Here is a 20,012-nt window from a genome sequence, read left to right on the forward strand (position 1 = left end):
AATGATCATCGTGAAGCTATCCAGACCCGGATACGAGGACCAGCTCTGCGAACTGGAGCCGGGCGATCATCGTCTCGGCTCGGATTTCAGTTGTGAAATCGCGTTGATTCATCCGGAGCTCGCCCCGGAGCATCTAACCCTCAGAGTAAGCGAGGGGGCAGCGTGGTTTAGCCCCTATCAAGGGGCACTCGTCACACTCCTCAGGGGCGCCGCCCAAAGGAGCATTCCTGCCGAGCCGCAAGCCTGGACACCTTTATATCCGGGCGACCGGCTCAGGCTCGCGGATATTTTGCTCGAACTCGATGGCGTGAAGCCGGAACGACCGGGGAAAGGCGGAGCTGTCCAAAGGCTGTGGAAGGCCTGGCCTTCCCGCGTCGTTGCTATCGCAACTATCCTTCTCGTCTGCTTTGCGGTTATCGCGAACTTGCTGTTCCTGCGTCACTCCCCGGCAGCCAACGCTTCTCCTCGGGCGCTTCAACCACTTGCCGCGGCTGACCCGATCGCCTCGTCACCATCTCTCGACAAAGCGCTTGTCACGCGTGAACTGCAGGCGCTCGGCGCCAGGATAGAACGCGTAAATTGCCAGGGCGAAAGCTGCCACGCCACGCTCCGTGTGGATGACGTAGCGGATCGCGAGCGGGTCCAGGCAAAGCTGAAGGATATCCGGGTACCCCTGTCCGCAGATGTTTTTGCGGATAAGGAAATTGCCAGTGTCACGGAACTGATCGCGGCGAATCTCGGGATCGAGGCGCGTGTCCTTCGCAACGAGCACGGTATCATTACGCTTTCGGCGATTCCCGACACGAAGCTCCGCGAAAAACTTGCCGGAACCCTGAAAACGGACGTGCCGGGCCTTGTCGCGGTGCGCTTCGAGGTGGCCTCTCCGGTGGATCTGGAATCCATGGCCAAGCGCGTAACGGGCGTCTGGGTGGGTGCTTATCCTTATGTCGTCACGAAAGATGGAGCCATCGTCCGCCCGGGTGACGCTCTCGAGCATGACGTGAAACTGGTCTCCATCACCAGCAAACACCTTCTCGTGGAAGTAGACGGGCGGCAGCAGAAAGTGATCGTGAGATGAACACGCCCCAGGTGGAACTTACCAGCGACGATGTCTTCGTCTTGGGCAATATTGCCTCGCTGGCGACGCTCATAGGGTTGGGTGAGGACGCACGCCCACTGTGGAAGCTTATTCAGGAGTTCCGTCCGGAAAACGCCGGCGGTTTCCTGATCGAGGCCATGTATTTCTTTTCCCTTGGGGACTTTTCCGCCGGCATCGACGTGCTGGAGCAGACGGGTGCTTTCTATGCCTCTGTCAATCGTGACGAGGCGCTCGCGTTCCACCTTTATCTTTTGCAGCAGGATGGCCGGCTCGAGCGCGCCCTCGGATTGGGTGAGGCATATCTGGACGAAGGCCTGCTTCGAGCCGAAGCGGCGTTGCAGACCGTCAGCATCGTCGTCGACGAATGTGCGGCTGCTCTCGGTCGTGGAGACAACCAGTATCAGACCGGAAAGGGAGCCATCCGATGAGCGTGTCCTTCACATTGATGGCGTGAGCAATAACGCTGGAATATACATGATCGGCGTGAAATTGCCCGCGTGAGGCCCGTAGATAGCCCTTATCCTTGTTCCTTTCGCTTTGAACAAAACGGAGGATTTCCCCCACGTTCCGATCGCCACCTGCATATTCAGCCGGGTCAAAACGATCGAACCGATAGATTCTGTCAATCGCGACCCGAACAGCATTCCTCCCCTCTTCGGCAGTATAAAACCGGGCAATCAGACCTTTGAGGAATGTCTTTTCCTCGTGATCGTTCAGCGTATTGCCGCCAAGCTGGCGTGCCATCTGTGTCGTAACCGACCGTTTGGAAATAGGAGCCAGAATCTTTCCGTAATTTGCATCATAGGTTTCCGCTATCTTTTGCTGGAGCAACAATCTGGCGGCCTGTTTGCAGGCATCGCCGTTGTGCTCCCTCGATGCCAGTTCTCCGGCCAACTCCCGCCAATTTACTCCGAAATCAGCGAAGGGTCGGTCGCCCCTGGCGGTATCCAGCACAAAGGAACCCAGAAGCAGCGAGAGCACCGGGAAGACCGCCGGATTGCGCGCCGATTCCGGTGCCTGGACCGCGTTCTTAATGTTCAGTCCGAGAAAGTCTGCCTGTGCGACGATCTCATGCACGAAATCAAGTGCAGTGTGGAGCCCGCCATCGACCAATCCTTCATCCCGCGCAAAGCAGGTAAACGGATGGGTTTCGTGGCTGAAATGCGCCTTCCTGAGCATGCCCCACTCGTAGCTGTGGTGCAGGACCTGCGGCAGGTTAACCATCATCAGGACGTTTCCGGCGGCGCCGGCGATCGCCGAAGCCCGATCAAAACCGAAGGCCGCCATCGTCGGGTTTAGTGTCATGGCTGCCATGGCGCAGATCGTCGCTGCCGGAAGCAGCGCTTCCTGATAGCGGCCCTCGCGAAGAGCCTCTGCTACGATCGGCAGGTTCTTGCCGATCGTCGGCACGAGCATCATTATCGCAGTCAAAGACGCGGCTGCGATGTTGGACGTGTTCAGCGCCTTGTCCGAGCCGATCTTGTCAAAGAAATAAGCGTTGATTGCTGCGATCGTGTCATCGATCGCCAGGTCTCTGCCGCCCAGCACAGAACAATAGCTCTTTGCGGCACCCTTCACCCAATCTTTCAGGTCGCCTTCGGGTTTTCTGGCCTCGGCGTGCTCGATGAGCTGCCTGTTGACCGCTGGCAGAAGCAACTCAGCGATCTCCAGCTTTCCTGGCGTGTCCTCTGCCAGCATCAAGGCATGGCAGACCTCCGTGAGATCCCCCACTGATGGCGGTCGCTGCGCCTCGACCGCCTCGATGTCGTGATGGCGCGTAAGCACGAGACGGTCTTCGCGCATCTCTATGGGAAGCCCGCTCTTGCGAAGAAAGGCATTGACCATCGGCGCGGCCAGCGAGGTCTCGCTGGATTCCGGGAGCGCCCAGCCCAAGCCGCCCACAATCGCCGAAATTGCGGAGCGATCTGCTTCACACTCTCTTTCGGCCGTCTGGGCTGGCAGGCTCTTGGAGCGATGCAGCGCCCCTCGCTGCGAGGTAGCCGGAAGCTCGGGCCCCGGCGGACGGGACAAGATCTGCATGGGAATTGAAGAAGTTGGATTTGGCATGGCTTCACCTGACATTGGTTATGAGCTAGACCAATGAGTGGTATCGTCATGCGCTTGGATAGCGATATGGGAAAATGGAATGCCGCAGCGGGCAGCTAAACATAGCTATCCCTCAGGGCAATGAGTAGAGACGAGTGTGGAAACTACAAGACAGAGAGGAAAGCAGCGCTTGGGCACCGCTTTCCTAAGGCTCTCCAGATGTCGCCGAGAACTATATCGAGACGACGCAAGTGCGCGACACTACCGCGTAGGAGATGACCTCCATCTCTTCGGAAATCAGCTGGGCTAGGCTCTCTTTTTGCTCATCCGGCAGGTCAGAGGCGAGGATGAATTCGAGAAGTGCATTGAATGCCTGGGAAAGATTGGCTTCCGTCCTGAACCGGCTCGCGGCTTTGAGAGCTTCCTCATAAGAAAACGAGAAAACATCCGGTACAAGGCTCATATAACGAGGGAATTTCCCGAATTCATCATCGATAGAGTTGGAGCCTTTATTCGGATTGCTCATACGGCAGCTCTCCTCTGCTCAAACATAAAACCGGTTGTCGAAAACATTCTCGACGTTCCGACCGATGATCTTCCCCCTCATGTGGTTCCCGTGCGAAATGGAAAGCCCAAGCGGGATGAATAGTTTCGAATAGGCAAACGGCCGGCAGCAGAATCTCACTTCATCGTCAAAGATATCGATGAGGCTCTTTGGCACTATGGCTGGAACGCCCGCTTCTTTGCAGACATTCTTCAAGATGGTCGTGCAGCTTACTTCAGTGAATGAGCCTGCAGCGCTTTGGGCAGATCTCAAATTGTCGTATGTGCGCTCGAGCGCTCCCGGAGAAATATCGGAAAAGATCAGCGTGTCGGCCGGCACATCTTCCCACATTATCTCCTTTATGTCCGTTGCGAAGTAAGGATTGGTCTCAGGGACGACAAAGACCATCTCCACATTGCCGATGTTGAAATATTCGCTGTTCTTCGTCCTGATATCGCCGTCGATGAGCGCCATGCAATCTTCGCGGTTTTCGATTGCCGTGATGATCTCCCGCCAAGCCGCACAGCGGATGCAAAGCTGGGTATCGGATTGGTGGGCAGTCAACCTATGCAGCCAAAGCGCCGAGACGGAGCCGACATAGGGACTCTGGATGAGGATTTTCTGCACGCGAGGCTGCCGCTTGCTCGAGCAGATGCTTTCCAAAGCTCGCTCGTATACGGAAAGAGTGCGCACGAAGGTTTCGTAAACCTCCTTGCCGCGGGCAGTCAGCGTCGCGCGGCGTGTCTTGCCGGAGCGCTCGAAAAGCGGCTCACCCACCGTTTCTTCTATTTCATCGATGATATTGACCGCGGCCGGCTGTGAGATATGCGCGCGCCGTGCGCCGTCGGTGAAGCTACCCTCCTCTACGGCGCAGGTGAAAACCCACATCTTCCTGATACTGATATTTCGCATTCAAAAAATCCATTCAAAAACTAAAAAAATAAATAATCAAAAAGCTGCCGAAACGGCATCCCGCTTGGTTGCGTGCGGGCCAAAAAATGCCCGCGACGGTTGCTGGTTATGGTGCTATACAGGTTGTGTTTACCAAGCGCAATGATGCTTTGTTTACTGGGTGAATATGTAGCGGGAGGCGCGAGGGCGGGCAAGTGCTCCGCCCTTTGGCGCGCAAGCTGTCCGGTGGTCGCTATTCTATTTCGAACGAGACGCCCTGCGCGAGGGGCAGGGCCGTAGAATAGTTCACGGTATTGGTTGCCCGCCGCATATAGGCTTTCCACGCGTCCGAGCCGGATTCGCGGCCGCCGCCCGTTTCCTTCTCCCCGCCGAATGCGCCGCCGATCTCCGCGCCCGAGGTCCCGATATTCACATTGGCGATGCCGCAGTCCGAACCTTCGGCCGAGAGGAAGCGTTCGGCTTCACGCATGTCGAGGGTGAAGATCGAGGAGGAGAGGCCGGCGGCCACCGCGTTGTGAAGGGTGATCGCCTCGTCAAGGTCGCTGTATTTCATGACGTATAGAATAGGGGCGAAGGTTTCTTCCAGGACTGGCCCGGCTTGCTTCGGCATCTCCACCAATGCGGGACGTACGTAATAGGCCGTCTCCTTCCCGGCTTGGGGCACACGCCCGCCGCCGGTTATCGAGCCGCCTTCTGCCTTTGCGGCCTCCAGTGCTTTCTGCATATTGTCATAGGCTGCCTTGTCGATCAGCGGGCCGACAAGGGCAGACGTTTCGAGCGGGTTTCCGACGGAAACGCTCTCATAGGCCTTCTTCAGGCGGGGAACGAAAGTGTCGTAGATGCTTTCGTGCACGAAGAGGCGGCGCAGCGTGGTGCAGCGCTGGCCCGCCGTGCCCATCGCACCGAAGGCGATGGCCCGCAGCGCCATATCCAGATCGGCGGAAGGACAGACGATGCCGCCGTTGTTGCCGCCGAGTTCCAGGATCGAGCGGGCGAAGCGCCTGGCAAGCCGCGGGCCGACCTCGCGTCCCATGCGGGTCGAGCCGGTGGCCGAGACGAGCGCCACCTTGGGATGGTCGACAAGCGCCTCGCCAACCGCGCGGTCACCGATCAGCACCTGGGAAAGCCCATCCGGTGCTTCCCCGAAGCGCTCGATGGCGCGCTTCAGAATTGCCTGGGTTGCAAGCGCGGTAAGCGGCGTCTTCTCGGACGGCTTCCACACGATTGCGTTTCCGCACACGAGCGCCAGCGCGGCGTTCCACGACCAGACCGCAACGGGAAAATTGAAGGCGGAGATGATGCCAACCACGCCGAGCGGGTGCCAAGTTTCCATCATGCGGTGGCCCGGGCGCTCGGTCGCTATGGTGAGGCCGTAGAGCTGGCGGGAGAGACCGACCGCGAAATCACAGATATCGATCATCTCCTGCACTTCGCCGAGCCCTTCGGAGGCAATCTTGCCGGCCTCGATCGAGACGAGCCGGCCGAGATCGGCTTTGGCGGTGCGCAGTTCCTCGCCCAAAAGGCGCACCAGCTCGCCGCGTTTCGGAGCCGGCACATTGCGCCACGAGATGAAGGCCTGGTGGGCCGCCTCGATCGCCTTTGCGGCTTCCGCAGCGGAAGTGGATCTCAGCCTCGCGATCTCCTCGCCGCTGATGGGGCTGTTGGACGCCATATCACCGGCAGCCCAGGCTTCGCGGGGCACGCCGAGTTTGTCGAGAAGGCGCTCCGTCTCCCTCTTCACATCGACATTGTTGGTCATCGGTCTGCTCCCTGTTCTTGTTCTTTCAAGTGAATGGTCCTGGTCAACCGCAAGCACTGGCTAGAACCGAGCTCCAACCAGATGGGCAAGCTGGGCGCCGGCTTCATAATAGGCCTCGCGCAAAGGCCGAAAGCTTTGCTCCCTCGGATCGGTCAACGGTAGCGGCAAGTCCTTTTCGCCGATTTCGCCGGTGATCAGGCGGGCAAGGTATCGCCCGAACACCGTTCCCGGCGCAATACCACGTCCGTTATAGCCGCTGAAGCCTATCACATTCCGTTCCAGCCGATGAAAGCGCGGGATCGCGTCGGCGGTCATGCCGATTTTGCCGTACCAGGCGCTTTCAAAGGCAACGTCGCTGAGAAACGGAAAGAGCTTGCGCAGCGATCGTTTCGCCCACGCGCCATGAACAGCGGCGCCTGTTCCACGCAGAGCGCCGACGCTGCCGAAGACGAGCCGGCCTTGCCGGTCGCGGCGAAGCGAACTCAGGATCTCCCTCGTATCCCATACGCCTTCGCGGCCGGGCAGGACGCGCTCCAAGATCTCTTTCGGAAGCGGGGCGGTGGCAAAATTGAAATAGGGCAGGTGAACCAGCTCAGCGCGAACCTGCGGCCATGGAGCGGTTGTATATGCATTCGTGGCAACGACGATCCAATCCGCCTCCACGCTTCCCTGTTTCGTATCTACCCGCCATCCGTTTAGCGAACGTTTCGCCTCTACGACCGGCGAGGCCGTGAAGATCTCAGCGCCTGCCTCGATCGCCGCCCGGGCGAGACCTCGGACATAGGCGAGCGGCTGGATGGTTCCCGCCCGTTCGTCGAGCAATGCGCCGAGATAGGCGGATGTGCCGATGCGGGCTGCAGTCTCCTCTTTATCCAGGAGCCGCACCGGCGCGCCGCGCGCCTGCCACTGGCGTGCTCTTTCTTCGATTTCGCGAAGCCCCTTCGCGTCCGCCGCGCAGTGCAGTGTTCCACGATGCTCGGCTTCGCAGTCGATGCCATGTTCGCGAATGAGGTCGAAGACCACGCGCGGGCCATCGCCGAGCGCCGCAAGCAGCCTCTCGCCATAATCACTGCCAAGGACAGAGGGAACCTCGTCAGGCATGATCCATAGGCCCGCGTTGACGAGTCCCACATTGCGTCCGGAGCCCCCGAACCCGATCTCTGCCGCCTCGACCACAATGACCGAAACCCCGGCTCGGGCGAGATGAAGCGCGGCGGAAAGGCCGGTAAAGCCGGCGCCGACCACGACGACATCGGCTCGCTTCTCACCTCTCAGGGGTCCAGTCGCCGGTGCGGGCGGAGCGGTTCTTTCCCAAAGCCCATGGGAGAAGGGATCGTTCTGCATGATTTGATTTCTCCTGCCCCTCCTGGCCGGGCTAAGCTCAAACCAATCCCTTCTTCTCCATCATCGCGTCAGGGCTCGGCAGACGGCCACGGAAGGCCTTGTAAAGCTCTTCCGGATCAGCCGAGTCGCCGGCGGAATAGATGTAGCGGCGCAGCTTTTCGGCGGTCTCCGGGGCGAAGGGGTCGCCGGCCTCCTCGAAAGCGCGGAAGGCATCCGCGTCCAGCACCTCCGACCAGAGATAGGAATAATAGCCAGCTGAATAGCCTTCTCCGGAAAACACGTGGAGGAAATGAGGGGTGGCGTGGCGCATCGGGATGGCGGCAGGTTTTTGAAGCTTCTCCAGCACTTCTGTCTCAAAGGCGAGCGGGTCTTGAGGAGCCTCCGGGCGCGCGTGATAGGCCATGTCGACCAGCGCCGAAGCGGCGAATTCCACTGTGGCGAAGCCAGCGTTGAAATTGCGCGCAGCGCGCATTTTTTCGAGCAGATCCTCTGGCATCGGTTCGCCTGTTTCGACGTGCCGTGCATGCTTTGAAAGCACCTCTGGCGTGCTGAACCAGTGCTCGTAGAGCTGCGAGGGCAGCTCGACAAAATCCCGCGCGACGGATGTACCGGCAATGGATGGCCAGGTGACGTCGGAGAGGAGGCCATGCAGCGCGTGACCGAACTCGTGGAACAGCGTGCGCGCGTCGTCCACCGAGAGCAGCGCTGGCTTGCCTTTGGGCGGCTTGGCGAAGTTCATGATATTGTAGATGATCGGCTTTTCGCCAAGGCCGAGTTTATGGCCCGATTGCAACGAGCTCATCCATGCGCCGGAGCGTTTTGAGGGCCGGTTGAAGTAATCGGCAAGGAACACGCCGCGCTCGCTGCCATCGGCGTTCTTCACCTTGAAGACTCGCACATCCTCGTGCCAGGCGGCAATACCCCTTTGCTCCTCGAAGGTCAGGCCGAAGAGGCGGTTTGCCACGTCGAAGGCAGCGGTAACGACATTCTCCAGGGCCAGGTACGGCTCCAGCGCGCCCTCGTCGAAGGCGAAGCGCTCCGCTCTCAGCTTCTCGGCGTAATAGCGCCAATCCCATGCGGCGATCGGGTGGTTATGACCCTCGGCGACGGCAAGCCGCTGCAACTCCTTCTCGTCAGCAGCGGCCTTTTCCCGTGCCCTTTCCCAGACGGGTTCGAGCAGCTCCATCACCGCGTCGGGAGTCTTCGCCATGGTGTCGTCGAGCTTATAGGCGGCATAATTCTCGTAGCCGAGGAGACGTGCCTTCTCGGCGCGCAGCTCAAGCGTCTTCCGCACGATTTCGGCGTTGTTCGCCTCGCCGTCATTGGCGCCGCGGCGGGTGAAGGCGTCGAGTACCGTCTCGCGCAGGTCGCGCCGGGTGGAGAAAGACAGGAAAGGCTCGGCAATGGAACGCGACAGCGTGACGGCATAGCGCCCCTTCTGCCCCCGCGATTCCGCTGCCTCTGCCATGGCGCTCCTGAGCGAGGAGGGCAGTCCCGCCAGATCCCCCTCATCCAGGAAGAGCGCCCACTTGCTTTCGTCGGCAAGCACGTTCTGGCCGAAGCGCGCGCCGAGCTCGGCCAGCTTCTCATTGATCTCCGCAAGCCGCGCCTTGCCCTGCGCATCAAGCTTGGCGCCGCCGCGTACGAAGCGTTTCCAGGTCTTTTCCAGAACGCGCGCTGACTCCTTATCGAGGCCAAGGGTGGCCCGCGCCGCATAGAGCGTGTCGATACGCTTGAAGAGCGCCTCGTTCATGAAAAGGCGCGAATAATGCCGCGCCATGCGGGGCGAGATCTCGCGCTCCAGCTTCTGGATCGCTTCGTTCGTATGGGCGCCCGCCCGGCACCAGAATATGGCGGAAACGCGCGACAACGCTTCGCCGGAAAGTTCGAGGGCTACGAGCGTGTTCTCTACGGTCGGCCCTTCGCTGTTTCCGGCAATCGCCGCGATCTCTCCTTCGTGTGCCGCAAGAGCGGCGTCGAACACCGGGGCAAAGGCCGGATCTTCGATGCGATCGAATTCCGGCAGGCCGAGCTGGCCGTTCCAGGCGGTAAGCGGATGCGTCGAAAGATCGATGGAAGCCATGAAAACCTCGCGGGGCGGGAAGGCTGGATTGGGCTGGTCCTTCCCGATGTAAGCTTGGCAGCTTCCTCGTGCAACAGTCTTCCCCTAGCGTGAAGGCGAGGCACCATCACTCCTCTCCCCAACCTTAGGACAGCTAGCGACCGAGCTCGAACTCACTCCATTCTTCGCCGGAACAGCCAGGCCGCCGCAGCAAGCGTAAGGAAGGCGATGAGGGCAAGCGGGAGCGTGTTGTTCACCGCTTCATCCAGAGGCAGATCCTTCAGGAAAACACCGCGAACGATGACGAGGAAGTAGCGCAGCGGGCTCGCATAGGTGATCGGCTGCAGCCAGTCCGGCATGTTCTCGATCGGCGTCGCGAAGCCGGAGAGGAGCATTGCCGGCACCATGAAGAGGAAAGCGCCGAGGATCGCCTGCTGCTGCGTCATCGAAAGGGCCGAGATGAAGAGGCCGACGCCCACGACCGAGAGCAGGTAGAAGATGCTGCTGCCATAGAGCATGAGGAGCGAGCCCCGGAGCGGCACGCCGAAGACGAACACAGCCGCCAGGATGTAGATCGTCATGTGAAAGGTGCCGATGATCATGGGCGGGATCACCTTGCCGATCAGGATCTCGTGCGTCCTGAGCGGCGAGACCATGAGCTGGTCGAAGGTGCCGAGCTCGCGCTCGCGGGCGATGGAGAGCGCGGTCACCACCAGACCGATGAGAAGGGCGATGGCCGCCACCAGATTGGGCACCATGAACCATTGGAAGATGAGATTCGGATTGAACCAGTTGCGCGGGACGACGATGACCGTTTGGCCCGCGCCACGCCGGCCGGCGCTTATGTCGGCGGATAACTGATTGACGATCTGATTGAGATAGCCCGCCACGATCTGCGCTGCGTTGGAGCGCCGCCCGTCGAGGATGATCTGCAGGTCGGCAGCCCGGCCGGCGGCGATGTCGCGCGAGAAGGTCGGGCCGATATGGACGGCGGCGATCGCCTGTTGCGCATCGATGCGCGCGCGTAGCGCCTCGGAGCTTCCAACCCTCTCGATGCTGCGGAAGGTGGGCGCGCCGGCGATGCGGTTGACGAGCTCCTGGCTCCAGGCCCCCGAATCCTGGTTGAGCAGCACGATGTCCACGTTCTTCACCTCCAGCGTCGCCGCGTAGGAGAAGACGAGGAGCTGCAGGATCGGCGGGCCGACCAGGATGAGCCGCCCCCTGGGGTCGCGCAGGATCGCGAGCAGTTCCTTGATGATGAGGGCCTTCAGCCGGATCCACCACATCATCTCATCCGATCCTCTTGCGCGTGCTGCGGGCCGCGAGGATGAAGAGCACCACGCCGATCGTGAGCATGACCGCGATCGAGCGCAGGAACATGGGCCAGATGTCGCCTGCCACGAACACGCTCTGCAGGCTGGGGATCAGGTAGCGCGCGGGCACGATGGTCGTGACGATGCGGATGATCCACGGCATGGAATTGATCTCGAACAGGAAGCCCGAGAGCAGGAAGGCCGGCAGGAAGGCCGAGAGCAGCGCGAGCTGCGAGGCGAGGAACTGGTTCTTGGTGGCGGCCGAGATGAGGAGGCCTTGGCCGAGCGCCGGCATGAGGAAGCTTGCCGAAAGCGCGTAGAGCGCCAGCACCGAACCGCGGAACGGCACGCCGAAAATGAAGACGGCGATCAGCACGCAGAGCGACATGGAGGCAAGGCCGAGGATGAAATAGGGCAGGATCTTGCCCGCCAGCAACTCCGTCGCGGTGACGGGCGTCGCCATCATGGCTTCCATGGTGCCGCGCTCCCACTCCCGCGCCACCACGAGCGAGGTAAGAAGCGTGCCGACGAGCGTCATGACGATGGCTATCGAGCCCGGAACGAGGAAGTTGCGGCTGGCAAGCTCCGGGTTGAACCAGAAGCGCTGCTCGACGGAGATCGGCGGCGGCCGCATGGCGATTTCCGCCGCACGCTGCGCCATCCATGTGCCCACCACGCCCTGCGCATAGTTCTGCACGAAATTGGCCGTGTTCGGGTCAGACCCGTCTACGATCACCTGGATTTGCGGCGAGCTGCCAGCGGCGCCCACATCGGTGAAATTCGTCGGGATGACGACGATGCCGCGCACGCGGCCGAGGATCAGGCCTTCCTCGAATTCCCGCCGGTCGCGGCCGGTGGCCACCTCGAAATAGCGCGAGGCCTGGAAGCTTGCGGCAAGATCCTGGGCAATCGGCGTGGCGTTCTCGATGACGAGGCCGATGCGCGTGCGGGTGGCGTCGAGCGAGACGCCGTAGCCGAAGATGACGAGCAGGATGAGCGGCAGCACGAAGGCGATGAGGATGCTGCTCGGATCGCGGATCACCTGCAGGCTCTCCTTGCGCACGAGGGCGGTAAAGCGGCGCGCCCGACCGGTTGGTGGCGCGGTTTCTTTCGTCCCGACAAGCGCTTCCGTGCTCATGCAGCCTCCGCCAGGTCGGAGTTCCTGACGAGTTCGATGAAGGCGTCCTCCATCGTGGGATCGGGGTTTTCGGGGCTTGCCACACTGGCCTTGAGCTCGTCCGGCGAGCCGAGAGCGATCGAGCGGCCGCGATAGATGAGCGAGATACGGTCGCAATACTCCGCCTCGTCCATGAAATGGGTGGTGACGAGGACGGTGACGCCCTTTTCCACGAGGCCGTTGATATGGGTCCAGAACTCTCGCCGGGTGATGGGATCGACGCCGGAGGTGGGCTCGTCCAGGAAGAGTGCTTCGGGCTCGTGCAGCACGGCGCAGGCAAGCGCCAGCCGTTGCTTCAACCCCAACGGCAGGTCTTTCGCGGACATGCCGAGAATGGATCTGAAATCGAAGATCTCCGTCATGAGCGCGATGCGCTCGCGCTTGCCGGCACCGCTGAGGCCGTAGACGCCGGCGAAGAAGGCGAGATTCTGGGCAACGTTCAAGTCGCCGTAGAGCGAGAATTTCTGCGCCATATAGCCGAGGCGGTTGCGTGCTTCGGCCGTGTCGCGGCGCAGATCGAAACCGGCGACCCGCCCTTCTCCTTCGGTCGGCTTCAAAAGCCCGCAGAGCATCTTGAAAGTGGTCGATTTGCCGGCGCCGTTTGGGCCGAGAAGGCCGAAAATCTGCCCGCGCGGGATGGAAAAGGTGATGTCGCTTGCCGCCGTGAAATCGCCGAAGCGCTTTGTGAGGCCATGCGCCTCGATGACGGCGCCGCCTTCGGTCCGGTCGCGAGGAACGGCGGCGTCCGCGAGCTTCGACTGCCCGCCAGGGCCGCCGCCGAGCATGTCCACAAAGGCATCCTCGAAACGCGGCGCCGTGGGATTTATGACTGCACCTTTCCCGGCGATGTCCTTGGCTTTCCACCCTTGAGGCTCCGGCGCGTCGAGAACGAGGCGGATCGCTTCACCCTGGATGACGCCGTCCACGACGCCGGCCTCGCCCAGCACCTTGGTCAGGATCGGCCGTCGTCGGCCTTCGATGCCGCCAAGCCTGAAGACGCGGCCGTCCACCCGGCTCGTCAGTTCGGAGGGCGTTCCCGTGAAGAGCAGCTTTCCTTCGTTGAGAAGGAGGACACGATGGCAGGCCTCCGCCTCGTCAAGATAGGCGGTGGACCAGAGGACGCCGATGCCTTCCTTCGTCAGGTTCTCGACCATAGCCCAGAGGTCGCGGCGCGAGATCGGGTCGACGCCCACGCCGGGCTCGTCAAGAAGGAGCAGACGCGGCTTTTTCAGGAGTGCGCAGGCGAGGCCGAGTTTCTGCTTCATGCCGCCCGAAAGCTTGCCGGCTAGCCGGCCGGTGAAGCGCTTGAGATCGGTGAAGGTTAGGAGCTCGTCAAAAACCTCCGGGCGTTCCGCAAGAGGCAGGCCGCGCAAATCGGCATAAAGATCGAGGTTTTCCTGGACGGAGAGGTCTTCATAAAGCCCGAAGCGTTGCGGCATGTAGCCGATCGCGGCCTGAATGCTTGCGGCATCCTTACGCGTGTCGAACCCCAGCACCTCGATCCTGCCCGTGTCGGGCAGCATGAGGCCTGTCATCAGTCGGATCAGCGTAGTCTTGCCGGCGCCGTCCGGCCCGACAAGCCCGGTGATCTCTCCGCCCTTAATCGAGCCGGACACTGCGTCGAGAGCGGGAGCCGCGCTGCCGAACCTCTTGGTGACATCGGAAAGGCGGACGAATTCCTCGCCCATAGGTCCATCCTCAATTGGTTGCCGAGGTCTCGACGTCGCCGTTTTCGAGCACGCGAACCGTCACGGGCATGCCTTGGCGCAGGCCGGTGTCCGGCTCCTCCACAACAACGCGCAGGCGGTAGACGAGGTCGGTCCGAAGCTCCGGAGTCTCGACCGATTTCGGCGTGAACTCGGCCACCGGCGAGATGAAACCGACCTGACCGCGATACGGCCTGTCGGGTGCGCTGTCGGTGATGACTTCGACGGCCATGCCCGGATGGATGCGGCCGAGATCAGGCTCCTCGATATAGGTCCGCACCCAAACGGGCCGATCGAGCGAGAGGATATAGGTGGCATCTCCCGGGGAAAGGATCGCGCCGGGCTCGCGAACGCGTGACAGGATCACGCCTTCTGCGGGCGCATGAAGCTCGGTATCGCCCAGCGCGGTCTTGGCCGACGCAAGATTGGCTTCGGCCGCATGCAGGCTCGCCTGAGCAGCCGCGATGTCTTCCTCCCGCGTGCCTTCTTCGAGAAGGCGGAGCGCCTCATTCGCGGCATCCACACGCGCGGCCGCCATATCGCGCGCCGCCTGGGCTTGGTCCAAGGCTGCCTGCGAGATGGCACCCCCGGGCCTGAGTTGACGCGCCCGCTCCAGGGCCTGCTCGGCATTCGCGAGGTTATAGGTCTGCTCGGCAAGGCTCGCCCGCGCCTGGGCGATCTCCGCCTGCCTCGGACCAGCCTTGAGTTTGGCGAGATTCGCCTGCTGGCTCGCGACTTCTGCTTCCGCCGCGCGCAGCGCATCGGCATAGGTTTGATTGTCCAGGCGCGCCAACAATTGGCCGCTCTCCACCCGATCGCCTTCGTCGACGAGCATTTCCGAAACGCGCCCGCTGACACGGAAGCCGAGCTGCACCTGGCGGATATCGACATTGCCATAGAGCGTGAGGTCGGTTTCTTCCGTCTGCGTCCAGCCAAAGCGGGCAGGGAGATCATACCACCAGCCGGCGGCGGCTGCCCCGGCAACGACCAGCAATGCCGCGATGCGAGGGAGCCTATGCTTCATGGCGCTGCTCCAGTTTCAGGGACGCCACCAGCTCCGCGGCAAGTCGGCGAACCTCCTCCGTTTCGGGTTTGCCGAACCCGCTCCATCCGAGCTGGGCGAGGGCGGCGGCGCGGGCGACGCGGAAGACCATCATGCCGCCGAGCAGGGAAAGGGTGCGAAGCTTGACATGGTTCGACTGCGGATCCTCCCCGACGAGGATGCCCACGAGCCTGCCCGATACTTCGAGCATGGGCTTCATGACGCCGCCATAGACACGCTGGAACGCCTCCGTGGGTTCCATCTGCTCGCGGATGAGAAAGCGCGCCCATGGCTCGGATTCATCGCTGATAAAGAGGGCCGCCATGGTCTCCGCGATCCTGGTGAGAAGCATTTGCGCTTCGGCTTGCCCGATCGGCTCGCCGTCCCGGTCGGCGGTTTCGAAACGGCCGCGCACCGTATCGCGAAGCCCGGCCACATGGGCGGAAATGAGGGTGCCGATATAATCCGCAGCGGCGATATAGAGCCCCTCCTTGCCACCGAAATAATAGGGGATCGCTTGCAGGTTTACACCCGCCGCGTCCGCGAGCATTCGCGTCGACGCGCCGTCGAAGCCGTAGCGGCCGAAAATGTCGACCGCGGTTCTAAGGAGCCTTTGGCGTGGATCGGCACGCCGGACAGTACGGTCCTGCAGACGCGTGGGACGCTTTTCATCGGGCATGGATAAAGCCTCTGCGGAAAGTCGCAGAAGATTAGTTTAATCGATGATTAAGTCAATCGAATGAAATGTGAGCTGCCGCAGCACCAGGCTGAAACTTTACGCAGCGATTTCGGGGACCCGAGCGGGGCGGCTTAGTGTGTGTCTATGCAGGGGGGCGGTCGCGAGCCGGAGATCTTGATCGGTTCTGCCTTAGTCGACGCCGGCATCTTCCGGCCGTCGCCCTGGCAAAGTCGGGGCGGTGAGAAGATCAGTGCGTGGCTGCCCTGCTTGTAATAGGGTGTGCGATCGCCTGAACGCCGAACGCCGCAAGCGCTCAATCTGCCGCCGGTCAGATCACTCCGGCAGCGAGATGTCGTAGATCTTTGCGAGCTCCTCAAGCATGAGGTTGGCCGCAATCACGCCGCCGGCGGTGTTCCAGATGGCGTCGTCGACGGCCATGGCCTTGCCGGCCTTCACCACGTTGAGGTTCTGCCAAAGCGGTTCCTTGGTCCACTCCTCGGCAAGCCCCTTGGCGCTGCCGTCCCCGGTCTCGTAAACGAAATAGAAGAGGCGATCGCCGTCCATTTCCGGAATGCGTTCCTTCGTCACCTCGTCGGCGAAGGCGTCCTTATCCTGGCTCGCGGGCCGGGCGAAGCCGATCTCGGAGAGGATCAGCCCAGCGAAGGTGTCCTTGTAATAGATGCGCGTGCGGCCCGGCATGAAGCGGACGAGCGAGATCTTCTCCGCCTTGCGGTCACCGAGCGCCTCGCTGAGAGCGGCCACCCGGGCATTATAGCGGTCGAGGACGGCTTTGCCTTCAGCCTCCTTGCCCGCCGCCTTGGTGTAAAGCGCTAAATTGATCTTCCAGTCGCCGCGAAGCGTCTCAGCGAAGACGGTGGGTGCGATCGCCGAAAGCTGATTGTAGATCTTCTCATGACGCATCTTGTTGCCGAGGATGAGATCCGGCTCCAGAGCGGCAATGAGCTCGAGATTGACAGCCGACTCCTCGCCCACCACTTCGACCCCCTTCATTTGATCCGCGATATGCGCGTACCAAGGATCGCCCAGCCAGGAACGAACTGCGCCGACGGGCTCGATTCCGACCGCCAGCAGCGCCTCGGTGCCTTCATTGGTGAGCACCACGACCCGCTGCGGGTTTTCAGGCACTTCGGTCGTACCCATTGAATGCGTGATCTCCGCGGCCTGAAGCGCGCCGGAAGCGGCAAGAAAAAGCGGCAGGGCCAGGAGAGTGGAGAGCAGCCGGCGGCGGATCATGCGGACACCTAACTTGACAAGGACGGTCGGAATTTGTGAGAGCAAGAGCAGAAGCAAACCTGACTGTCAACATCACCTTTGAACAGCTCCGCGCCCATAGCCTTGACTGCGACCGCGAACCGGTTGCCGCTGATCTATGGGGGCTTGGTACTCCTGCTCGGGGTGGCGGTGCTTGGCAGCCTGATGCTGGGCTACACCATCTACACGCCCGGTGAGCTCTGGGACGCGCTCGCCGGCTCCGGAACGAGCGAAGCCGACACGGTCATCCGCGAATACCGCCTGCCGCGCGCGATCGTGGCGCCTTTGGTAGGGGCTGCGCTCGGCGTGGCGGGGGTGATCGTCCAGACACTTTCGCGCAACCGCATCGCCTCGCCGGATACGCTGGGGCTCAATGCCGGTGCGTCGCTGGCCGTCGTGGCCGTGAGCGCAGCTTTCGGCACCTCGTCCCTTTTTGGGCTTTCGTTCGCGGCGGCGTCGGGCGCATTTCTGACGAGCGTGCTCGTCTTCGCCCTCGCCGCGACGGCAGGCGGGCTTTCGCCGCTGCGCATCGTGCTCGTGGGCGTGACATTCGCCGGGCTGATGAATGCGATGGTCGAGGTGATCCTGACCGTCAACGAGGCCGAATTGCAGCAATTGCTGTTCTGGCTTTCCGGAGCTTTCGTGGACCGGCCGCTGACATTGGTGGCGCGAAACCTGCCGCTTCTGGCGGTGGGAGGTCTGATGGCGGCAATGCTTGCCCGCCCGCTCGACGCGCTGCAGACGGACGACGCCACAGCGCAGAGCCTCGGCGCACCGGTTCGGGTGATCCGCATCGCAAGCTTCGTCGCCGTGGCCCTGCTCACCGGCGCCTCGGTTGCCATGGCGGGGCCCGTGGGCTTCGTCGGGCTCGTGGTGCCGCACGCGGCCCGAGCGCTCGTGGGTTCAAGGCATTCTGAAAAGCTCGGCGCGGCGGCGCTTGTCGGGGCTGTCTATGCGACGGCGGCCGATATCCTCGCCCGCTTCGTCATCTATCCCACAGAGGCGCCGGTGGGCGCGATCACGGCTGTCGTGGGCGCGGCTCTTCTCCTCGTCCTCCTGCGCAGGCGAGCCGCATGACGGGCGGCGCGGCAAAGCTTTCGCGGAGAGCACCGGTTCTCGGTAACCTCGCACGCGACCGCGCAAGGGCGGTGACCATCGTCCTTCTCCTGCTCGTCGTTACAATCCTGATGCTGCTCGGCAGCGCGGCCTTCGGCTCGACCTGGGTGCCGCTGGAGAAGGTCGTCGCTGTGCTCTCCGGTGGCGGCGAACGCATGGAAAGGCTGATCATCCTGCAATTGCGGTTGCCGCGCGTGTTGCTCGCAGTCCTTGCAGGCGCAGCCATCGCCGTGTCGGGCTTTCTTCTCCAGAAGGTCACGCGCAACGAACTTGCCTCGCCGAGCGTGCTGGGGGTCGTGGATGGAGCCGCGCTCGGCGTCGTCATTTTCCTCGCCCTGCTCTCGAACGACAGCAATGCGCTGATCGTCAGCATCGGCTGGCAGCCGCTCGCCGCCGCGCTGGGCGCGTGCGCGGCGGTAGCGCTGGTCTTCGCGTTGAGCGGGCGGCAGGCGTCCTCGGCCGTGCGGCTCCTGCTGTTCGGCATCGCGGTGGCCGCCGCGGCCAAATCCGTGATCATGGTGCTGCTGCTGACCGGTCCGATTTACCGCACCACGCAAGCGGCGCGCTGGATCGCCGGCGCGGTCAACGAGACCAATTGGGGCGAGGTGCAGCTGACGGCGCTGCTTCTCGTGCCGGCGCTGGTTCTGGCGCTGATCGCCGCGACGCGCCTGCCGCCGAGCGATCTGGACGACGTCTCCGCCCGGTCGGTGGGGCTTAATCTTCCTGTCTTTCGCCTCGTAATCTTCGCACTTGCCGCAGCACTCACGGCGATCTCGGTAGCGTTCGCGGGCGGTGTGAGCTTCATCGGTCTGCTTGCACCGCATATGGCGCGGCTTCTGGTTGGCCGTTCCGCCATCGCGGGAATTTTGGCGAGTGCCCTCTGCGGCGCGGTGATACTGATGGGCGCTGATCTGGTCGTGCGGGTGCTCTTCGCGCCGACGGAAGTGCCGGCGGGCACCATCACTGCGGTGATCGGCGCTCCCTATTTCCTCTATCTTCTTTTGCGGAAGGATCGCCTCAATGGATAAGGCGCTCAACGGATTGACGGTCGACACGCTTTCGGTCGCCTATGGCGCGCGCCTCGCTGTCGACGCCATTTCGCTTGCCGTCCCGAAGGGCAAGATCACCGTGCTCGCGGGGCCGAACGGCTGTGGGAAGTCGACCCTGTTGCGTGCCATCCGCAGGCTGCACGTGGCCAAGTCGGGCTGCGTGCTTCTGGGCGACACTGACATCGGCAAGATGCGCGAGAAGGAGATCGCGCGCGAGATCGGGCTTCTGGCGCAATCGCCTTCTGCGCCGGAGGATATGCGGGTCGAGGAGTTGGTGCGGCTTGGCCGTTACCCGCACCAGGCGATGCTGCAGCCCTGGAGCAAGGACGACGCCGCGGCCGTCGAGGATGCCATGTTCGGCACGGGCGTGGGCCATCTGCGGGACCGGCGGATCGGCTCGCTTTCCGGGGGGCAGTTGCAGCGTGTATGGATCGCCATGGTGCTGGCGCAGCAGACCGACATTATCTGCTTGGACGAGCCGGTGAATCACCTGGACATGGCGCATCAGATCGACTGTCTGGATCTCGTCAGCCGCTTGAACCGCGAGCACGGGCGCACGGTCGTGCTGGTGCTGCACGATCTCAACCTGGCTGCCCGTTATGCGGACCTTCTCGTTTTCATGAAGGATGGCGGTATCGTGAGCGCGGGCTCGCCGCGGGAGCTGATGACGGAAGAGCTGATCGCATCCGTCTTCGGGATCCAGTGCCGCGTCATCGAGGACCCTGTGCACGACCGCCCGCTTTGCATCCCCATGCGTAACTCCTCGCCCCGTTTCGAAGTGCAGGGCTGACCGGCAGACCTTCTCAAAGTCTCACATAACATGCTGCACCTGTAGACTTGACGACGGCTGCTAATACGCATTACAAGCTTGCTAATACGCATTATCTGGAGG

Annotated in this window: 17 protein-coding genes; 5 read left to right on the forward strand and 12 right to left on the reverse strand. The window is 62.2% G+C overall.

What is annotated here, in order from left to right; translation table 11 throughout:
* Position 1: 1 nt before the first annotated feature.
* Both CHEJ32_RS0102125 and CHEJ32_RS26985 read left to right on the forward strand, forming a co-directional pair.
* Positions 2–1,078, forward strand: coding sequence for a hypothetical protein (locus CHEJ32_RS0102125; protein ID WP_028032363.1), 1,077 nt, complete (start codon positions 2–4; stop codon positions 1,076–1,078).
* A complete protein-coding gene (locus CHEJ32_RS26985; RefSeq protein WP_156936570.1) occupies positions 1,075–1,527 on the forward strand; it encodes a hypothetical protein in 453 nt (150 codons plus the stop codon). Before CHEJ32_RS0102125 ends, CHEJ32_RS26985 begins: the two co-directional genes overlap by 4 nt.
* Here CHEJ32_RS26985 and CHEJ32_RS0102130 read toward each other — a convergent pair.
* The 12 genes from CHEJ32_RS0102130 to CHEJ32_RS0102185 form a co-directional block, all read right to left on the reverse strand.
* Entirely contained in the window at positions 1,445–2,677 is a 1,233-nt protein-coding gene (locus CHEJ32_RS0102130; protein WP_156936571.1) for a hypothetical protein, read from the reverse strand. The two genes, CHEJ32_RS26985 and CHEJ32_RS0102130, sit on opposite strands and share 83 nt — an antisense overlap.
* 700 nt (positions 2,678–3,377) lie before the next feature.
* On the reverse strand, positions 3,378–3,671 hold the full coding sequence (locus CHEJ32_RS0102135) for a hypothetical protein (RefSeq protein ID WP_028032365.1): 294 nt from the start codon (positions 3,669–3,671) through the stop codon (positions 3,378–3,380).
* Between the two features lie 18 nt (positions 3,672–3,689).
* On the reverse strand, positions 3,690–4,601 hold the full coding sequence (locus tag CHEJ32_RS0102140; RefSeq protein ID WP_084032644.1) for a LysR family transcriptional regulator: 912 nt from the start codon (positions 4,599–4,601) through the stop codon (positions 3,690–3,692).
* Positions 4,602–4,833: 232 nt separating this feature from the next.
* Entirely contained in the window at positions 4,834–6,360 is a 1,527-nt protein-coding gene (locus CHEJ32_RS0102145; protein ID WP_028032367.1) for an aldehyde dehydrogenase family protein, read from the reverse strand.
* A 60-nt stretch (positions 6,361–6,420) separates the two neighbouring features.
* Entirely contained in the window at positions 6,421–7,704 is a 1,284-nt protein-coding gene (locus CHEJ32_RS0102150) for an FAD-binding oxidoreductase (protein WP_028032368.1), read from the reverse strand.
* Positions 7,705–7,741: 37 nt separating this feature from the next.
* Positions 7,742–9,787, reverse strand: a complete 2,046-nt coding sequence (locus CHEJ32_RS0102155) for a M3 family metallopeptidase (RefSeq protein WP_028032369.1) — start codon at positions 9,785–9,787, stop codon at positions 7,742–7,744.
* Positions 9,788–9,939: 152 nt separating this feature from the next.
* Positions 9,940–11,052 carry an ABC transporter permease gene (locus tag CHEJ32_RS0102160; RefSeq protein ID WP_028032370.1) on the reverse strand — a complete coding sequence of 371 codons (1,113 nt, stop codon included), beginning with the start codon at positions 11,050–11,052 and terminating at the stop codon, positions 9,940–9,942.
* A gap of 4 nt (positions 11,053–11,056) precedes the next feature.
* Positions 11,057–12,217 (reverse strand): ABC transporter permease, encoded by a 1,161-nt coding sequence (locus CHEJ32_RS0102165; RefSeq protein WP_028032371.1) that lies wholly within the window; start codon positions 12,215–12,217, stop codon positions 11,057–11,059.
* Positions 12,214–13,944: an ATP-binding cassette domain-containing protein gene (locus CHEJ32_RS0102170; protein ID WP_028032372.1), complete on the reverse strand. Its 1,731-nt coding sequence runs from the start codon at positions 13,942–13,944 to the stop codon at positions 12,214–12,216. Before CHEJ32_RS0102170 ends, CHEJ32_RS0102165 begins: the two co-directional genes overlap by 4 nt.
* A 10-nt stretch (positions 13,945–13,954) precedes the next feature.
* Complete coding sequence (gene hlyD / locus CHEJ32_RS0102175; RefSeq protein ID WP_028032373.1) at positions 13,955–14,986, reverse strand: secretion protein HlyD; 1,032 nt, start codon at positions 14,984–14,986, stop codon at positions 13,955–13,957.
* Positions 14,976–15,683 (reverse strand): CerR family C-terminal domain-containing protein, encoded by a 708-nt coding sequence (locus tag CHEJ32_RS0102180; protein WP_051469332.1) that lies wholly within the window; start codon positions 15,681–15,683, stop codon positions 14,976–14,978. Before CHEJ32_RS0102180 ends, hlyD begins: the two co-directional genes overlap by 11 nt.
* A gap of 333 nt (positions 15,684–16,016) precedes the next feature.
* Positions 16,017–16,937 (reverse strand): ABC transporter substrate-binding protein, encoded by a 921-nt coding sequence (locus CHEJ32_RS0102185; protein ID WP_028032375.1) that lies wholly within the window; start codon positions 16,935–16,937, stop codon positions 16,017–16,019.
* A 102-nt stretch (positions 16,938–17,039) separates the two neighbouring features.
* On the opposite strand from CHEJ32_RS0102185, the gene CHEJ32_RS0102190 reads away from it, so the two are divergent.
* Genes CHEJ32_RS0102190 through CHEJ32_RS23700 form a run of 3 tightly spaced genes read left to right on the forward strand, consistent with a single transcriptional unit; the run spans position 17,040 to position 19,910 of the window.
* Positions 17,040–18,032: an iron ABC transporter permease gene (locus CHEJ32_RS0102190; protein ID WP_245260918.1), complete on the forward strand. Its 993-nt coding sequence runs from the start codon at positions 17,040–17,042 to the stop codon at positions 18,030–18,032.
* Positions 18,029–19,099 (forward strand): iron ABC transporter permease, encoded by a 1,071-nt coding sequence (locus CHEJ32_RS0102195; protein ID WP_028032377.1) that lies wholly within the window; start codon positions 18,029–18,031, stop codon positions 19,097–19,099. Before CHEJ32_RS0102190 ends, CHEJ32_RS0102195 begins: the two co-directional genes overlap by 4 nt.
* Positions 19,092–19,910 (forward strand): ABC transporter ATP-binding protein, encoded by an 819-nt coding sequence (locus CHEJ32_RS23700; RefSeq protein ID WP_034657705.1) that lies wholly within the window; start codon positions 19,092–19,094, stop codon positions 19,908–19,910. Before CHEJ32_RS0102195 ends, CHEJ32_RS23700 begins: the two co-directional genes overlap by 8 nt.
* The last annotated feature ends 102 nt before the right edge of the window (positions 19,911–20,012 follow it).

The organism is Chelativorans sp. J32 (assembly GCF_000518985.1).
Lineage (GTDB): Bacteria > Pseudomonadota > Alphaproteobacteria > Rhizobiales > Rhizobiaceae > Chelativorans.

Coding starts and splice junctions, on each gene's coding strand:
- CHEJ32_RS0102125 (WP_028032363.1), top strand. CDS start 2: ATGATCATCGTGAAGCTATCCAGACCCGGATACGAGGACCAGCTCTGC.
- CHEJ32_RS26985 (WP_156936570.1), top strand. CDS start 1,075: ATGAACACGCCCCAGGTGGAACTTACCAGCGACGATGTCTTCGTCTTG.
- CHEJ32_RS0102135 (WP_028032365.1), bottom strand. CDS start 3,671: ATGAGCAATCCGAATAAAGGCTCCAACTCTATCGATGATGAATTCGGG.
- CHEJ32_RS0102140 (WP_084032644.1), bottom strand. CDS start 4,601: ATGCGAAATATCAGTATCAGGAAGATGTGGGTTTTCACCTGCGCCGTA.
- CHEJ32_RS0102145 (WP_028032367.1), bottom strand. CDS start 6,360: ATGACCAACAATGTCGATGTGAAGAGGGAGACGGAGCGCCTTCTCGAC.
- CHEJ32_RS0102150 (WP_028032368.1), bottom strand. CDS start 7,704: ATGCAGAACGATCCCTTCTCCCATGGGCTTTGGGAAAGAACCGCTCCG.
- CHEJ32_RS0102155 (WP_028032369.1), bottom strand. CDS start 9,787: ATGGCTTCCATCGATCTTTCGACGCATCCGCTTACCGCCTGGAACGGC.
- CHEJ32_RS0102160 (WP_028032370.1), bottom strand. CDS start 11,052: ATGTGGTGGATCCGGCTGAAGGCCCTCATCATCAAGGAACTGCTCGCG.
- CHEJ32_RS0102165 (WP_028032371.1), bottom strand. CDS start 12,217: ATGAGCACGGAAGCGCTTGTCGGGACGAAAGAAACCGCGCCACCAACC.
- CHEJ32_RS0102170 (WP_028032372.1), bottom strand. CDS start 13,944: ATGGGCGAGGAATTCGTCCGCCTTTCCGATGTCACCAAGAGGTTCGGC.
- hlyD (WP_028032373.1), bottom strand. CDS start 14,986: ATGAAGCATAGGCTCCCTCGCATCGCGGCATTGCTGGTCGTTGCCGGG.
- CHEJ32_RS0102180 (WP_051469332.1), bottom strand. CDS start 15,683: ATGCCCGATGAAAAGCGTCCCACGCGTCTGCAGGACCGTACTGTCCGG.
- CHEJ32_RS0102185 (WP_028032375.1), bottom strand. CDS start 16,937: ATGATCCGCCGCCGGCTGCTCTCCACTCTCCTGGCCCTGCCGCTTTTT.
- CHEJ32_RS0102195 (WP_028032377.1), top strand. CDS start 18,029: ATGACGGGCGGCGCGGCAAAGCTTTCGCGGAGAGCACCGGTTCTCGGT.
- CHEJ32_RS23700 (WP_034657705.1), top strand. CDS start 19,092: ATGGATAAGGCGCTCAACGGATTGACGGTCGACACGCTTTCGGTCGCC.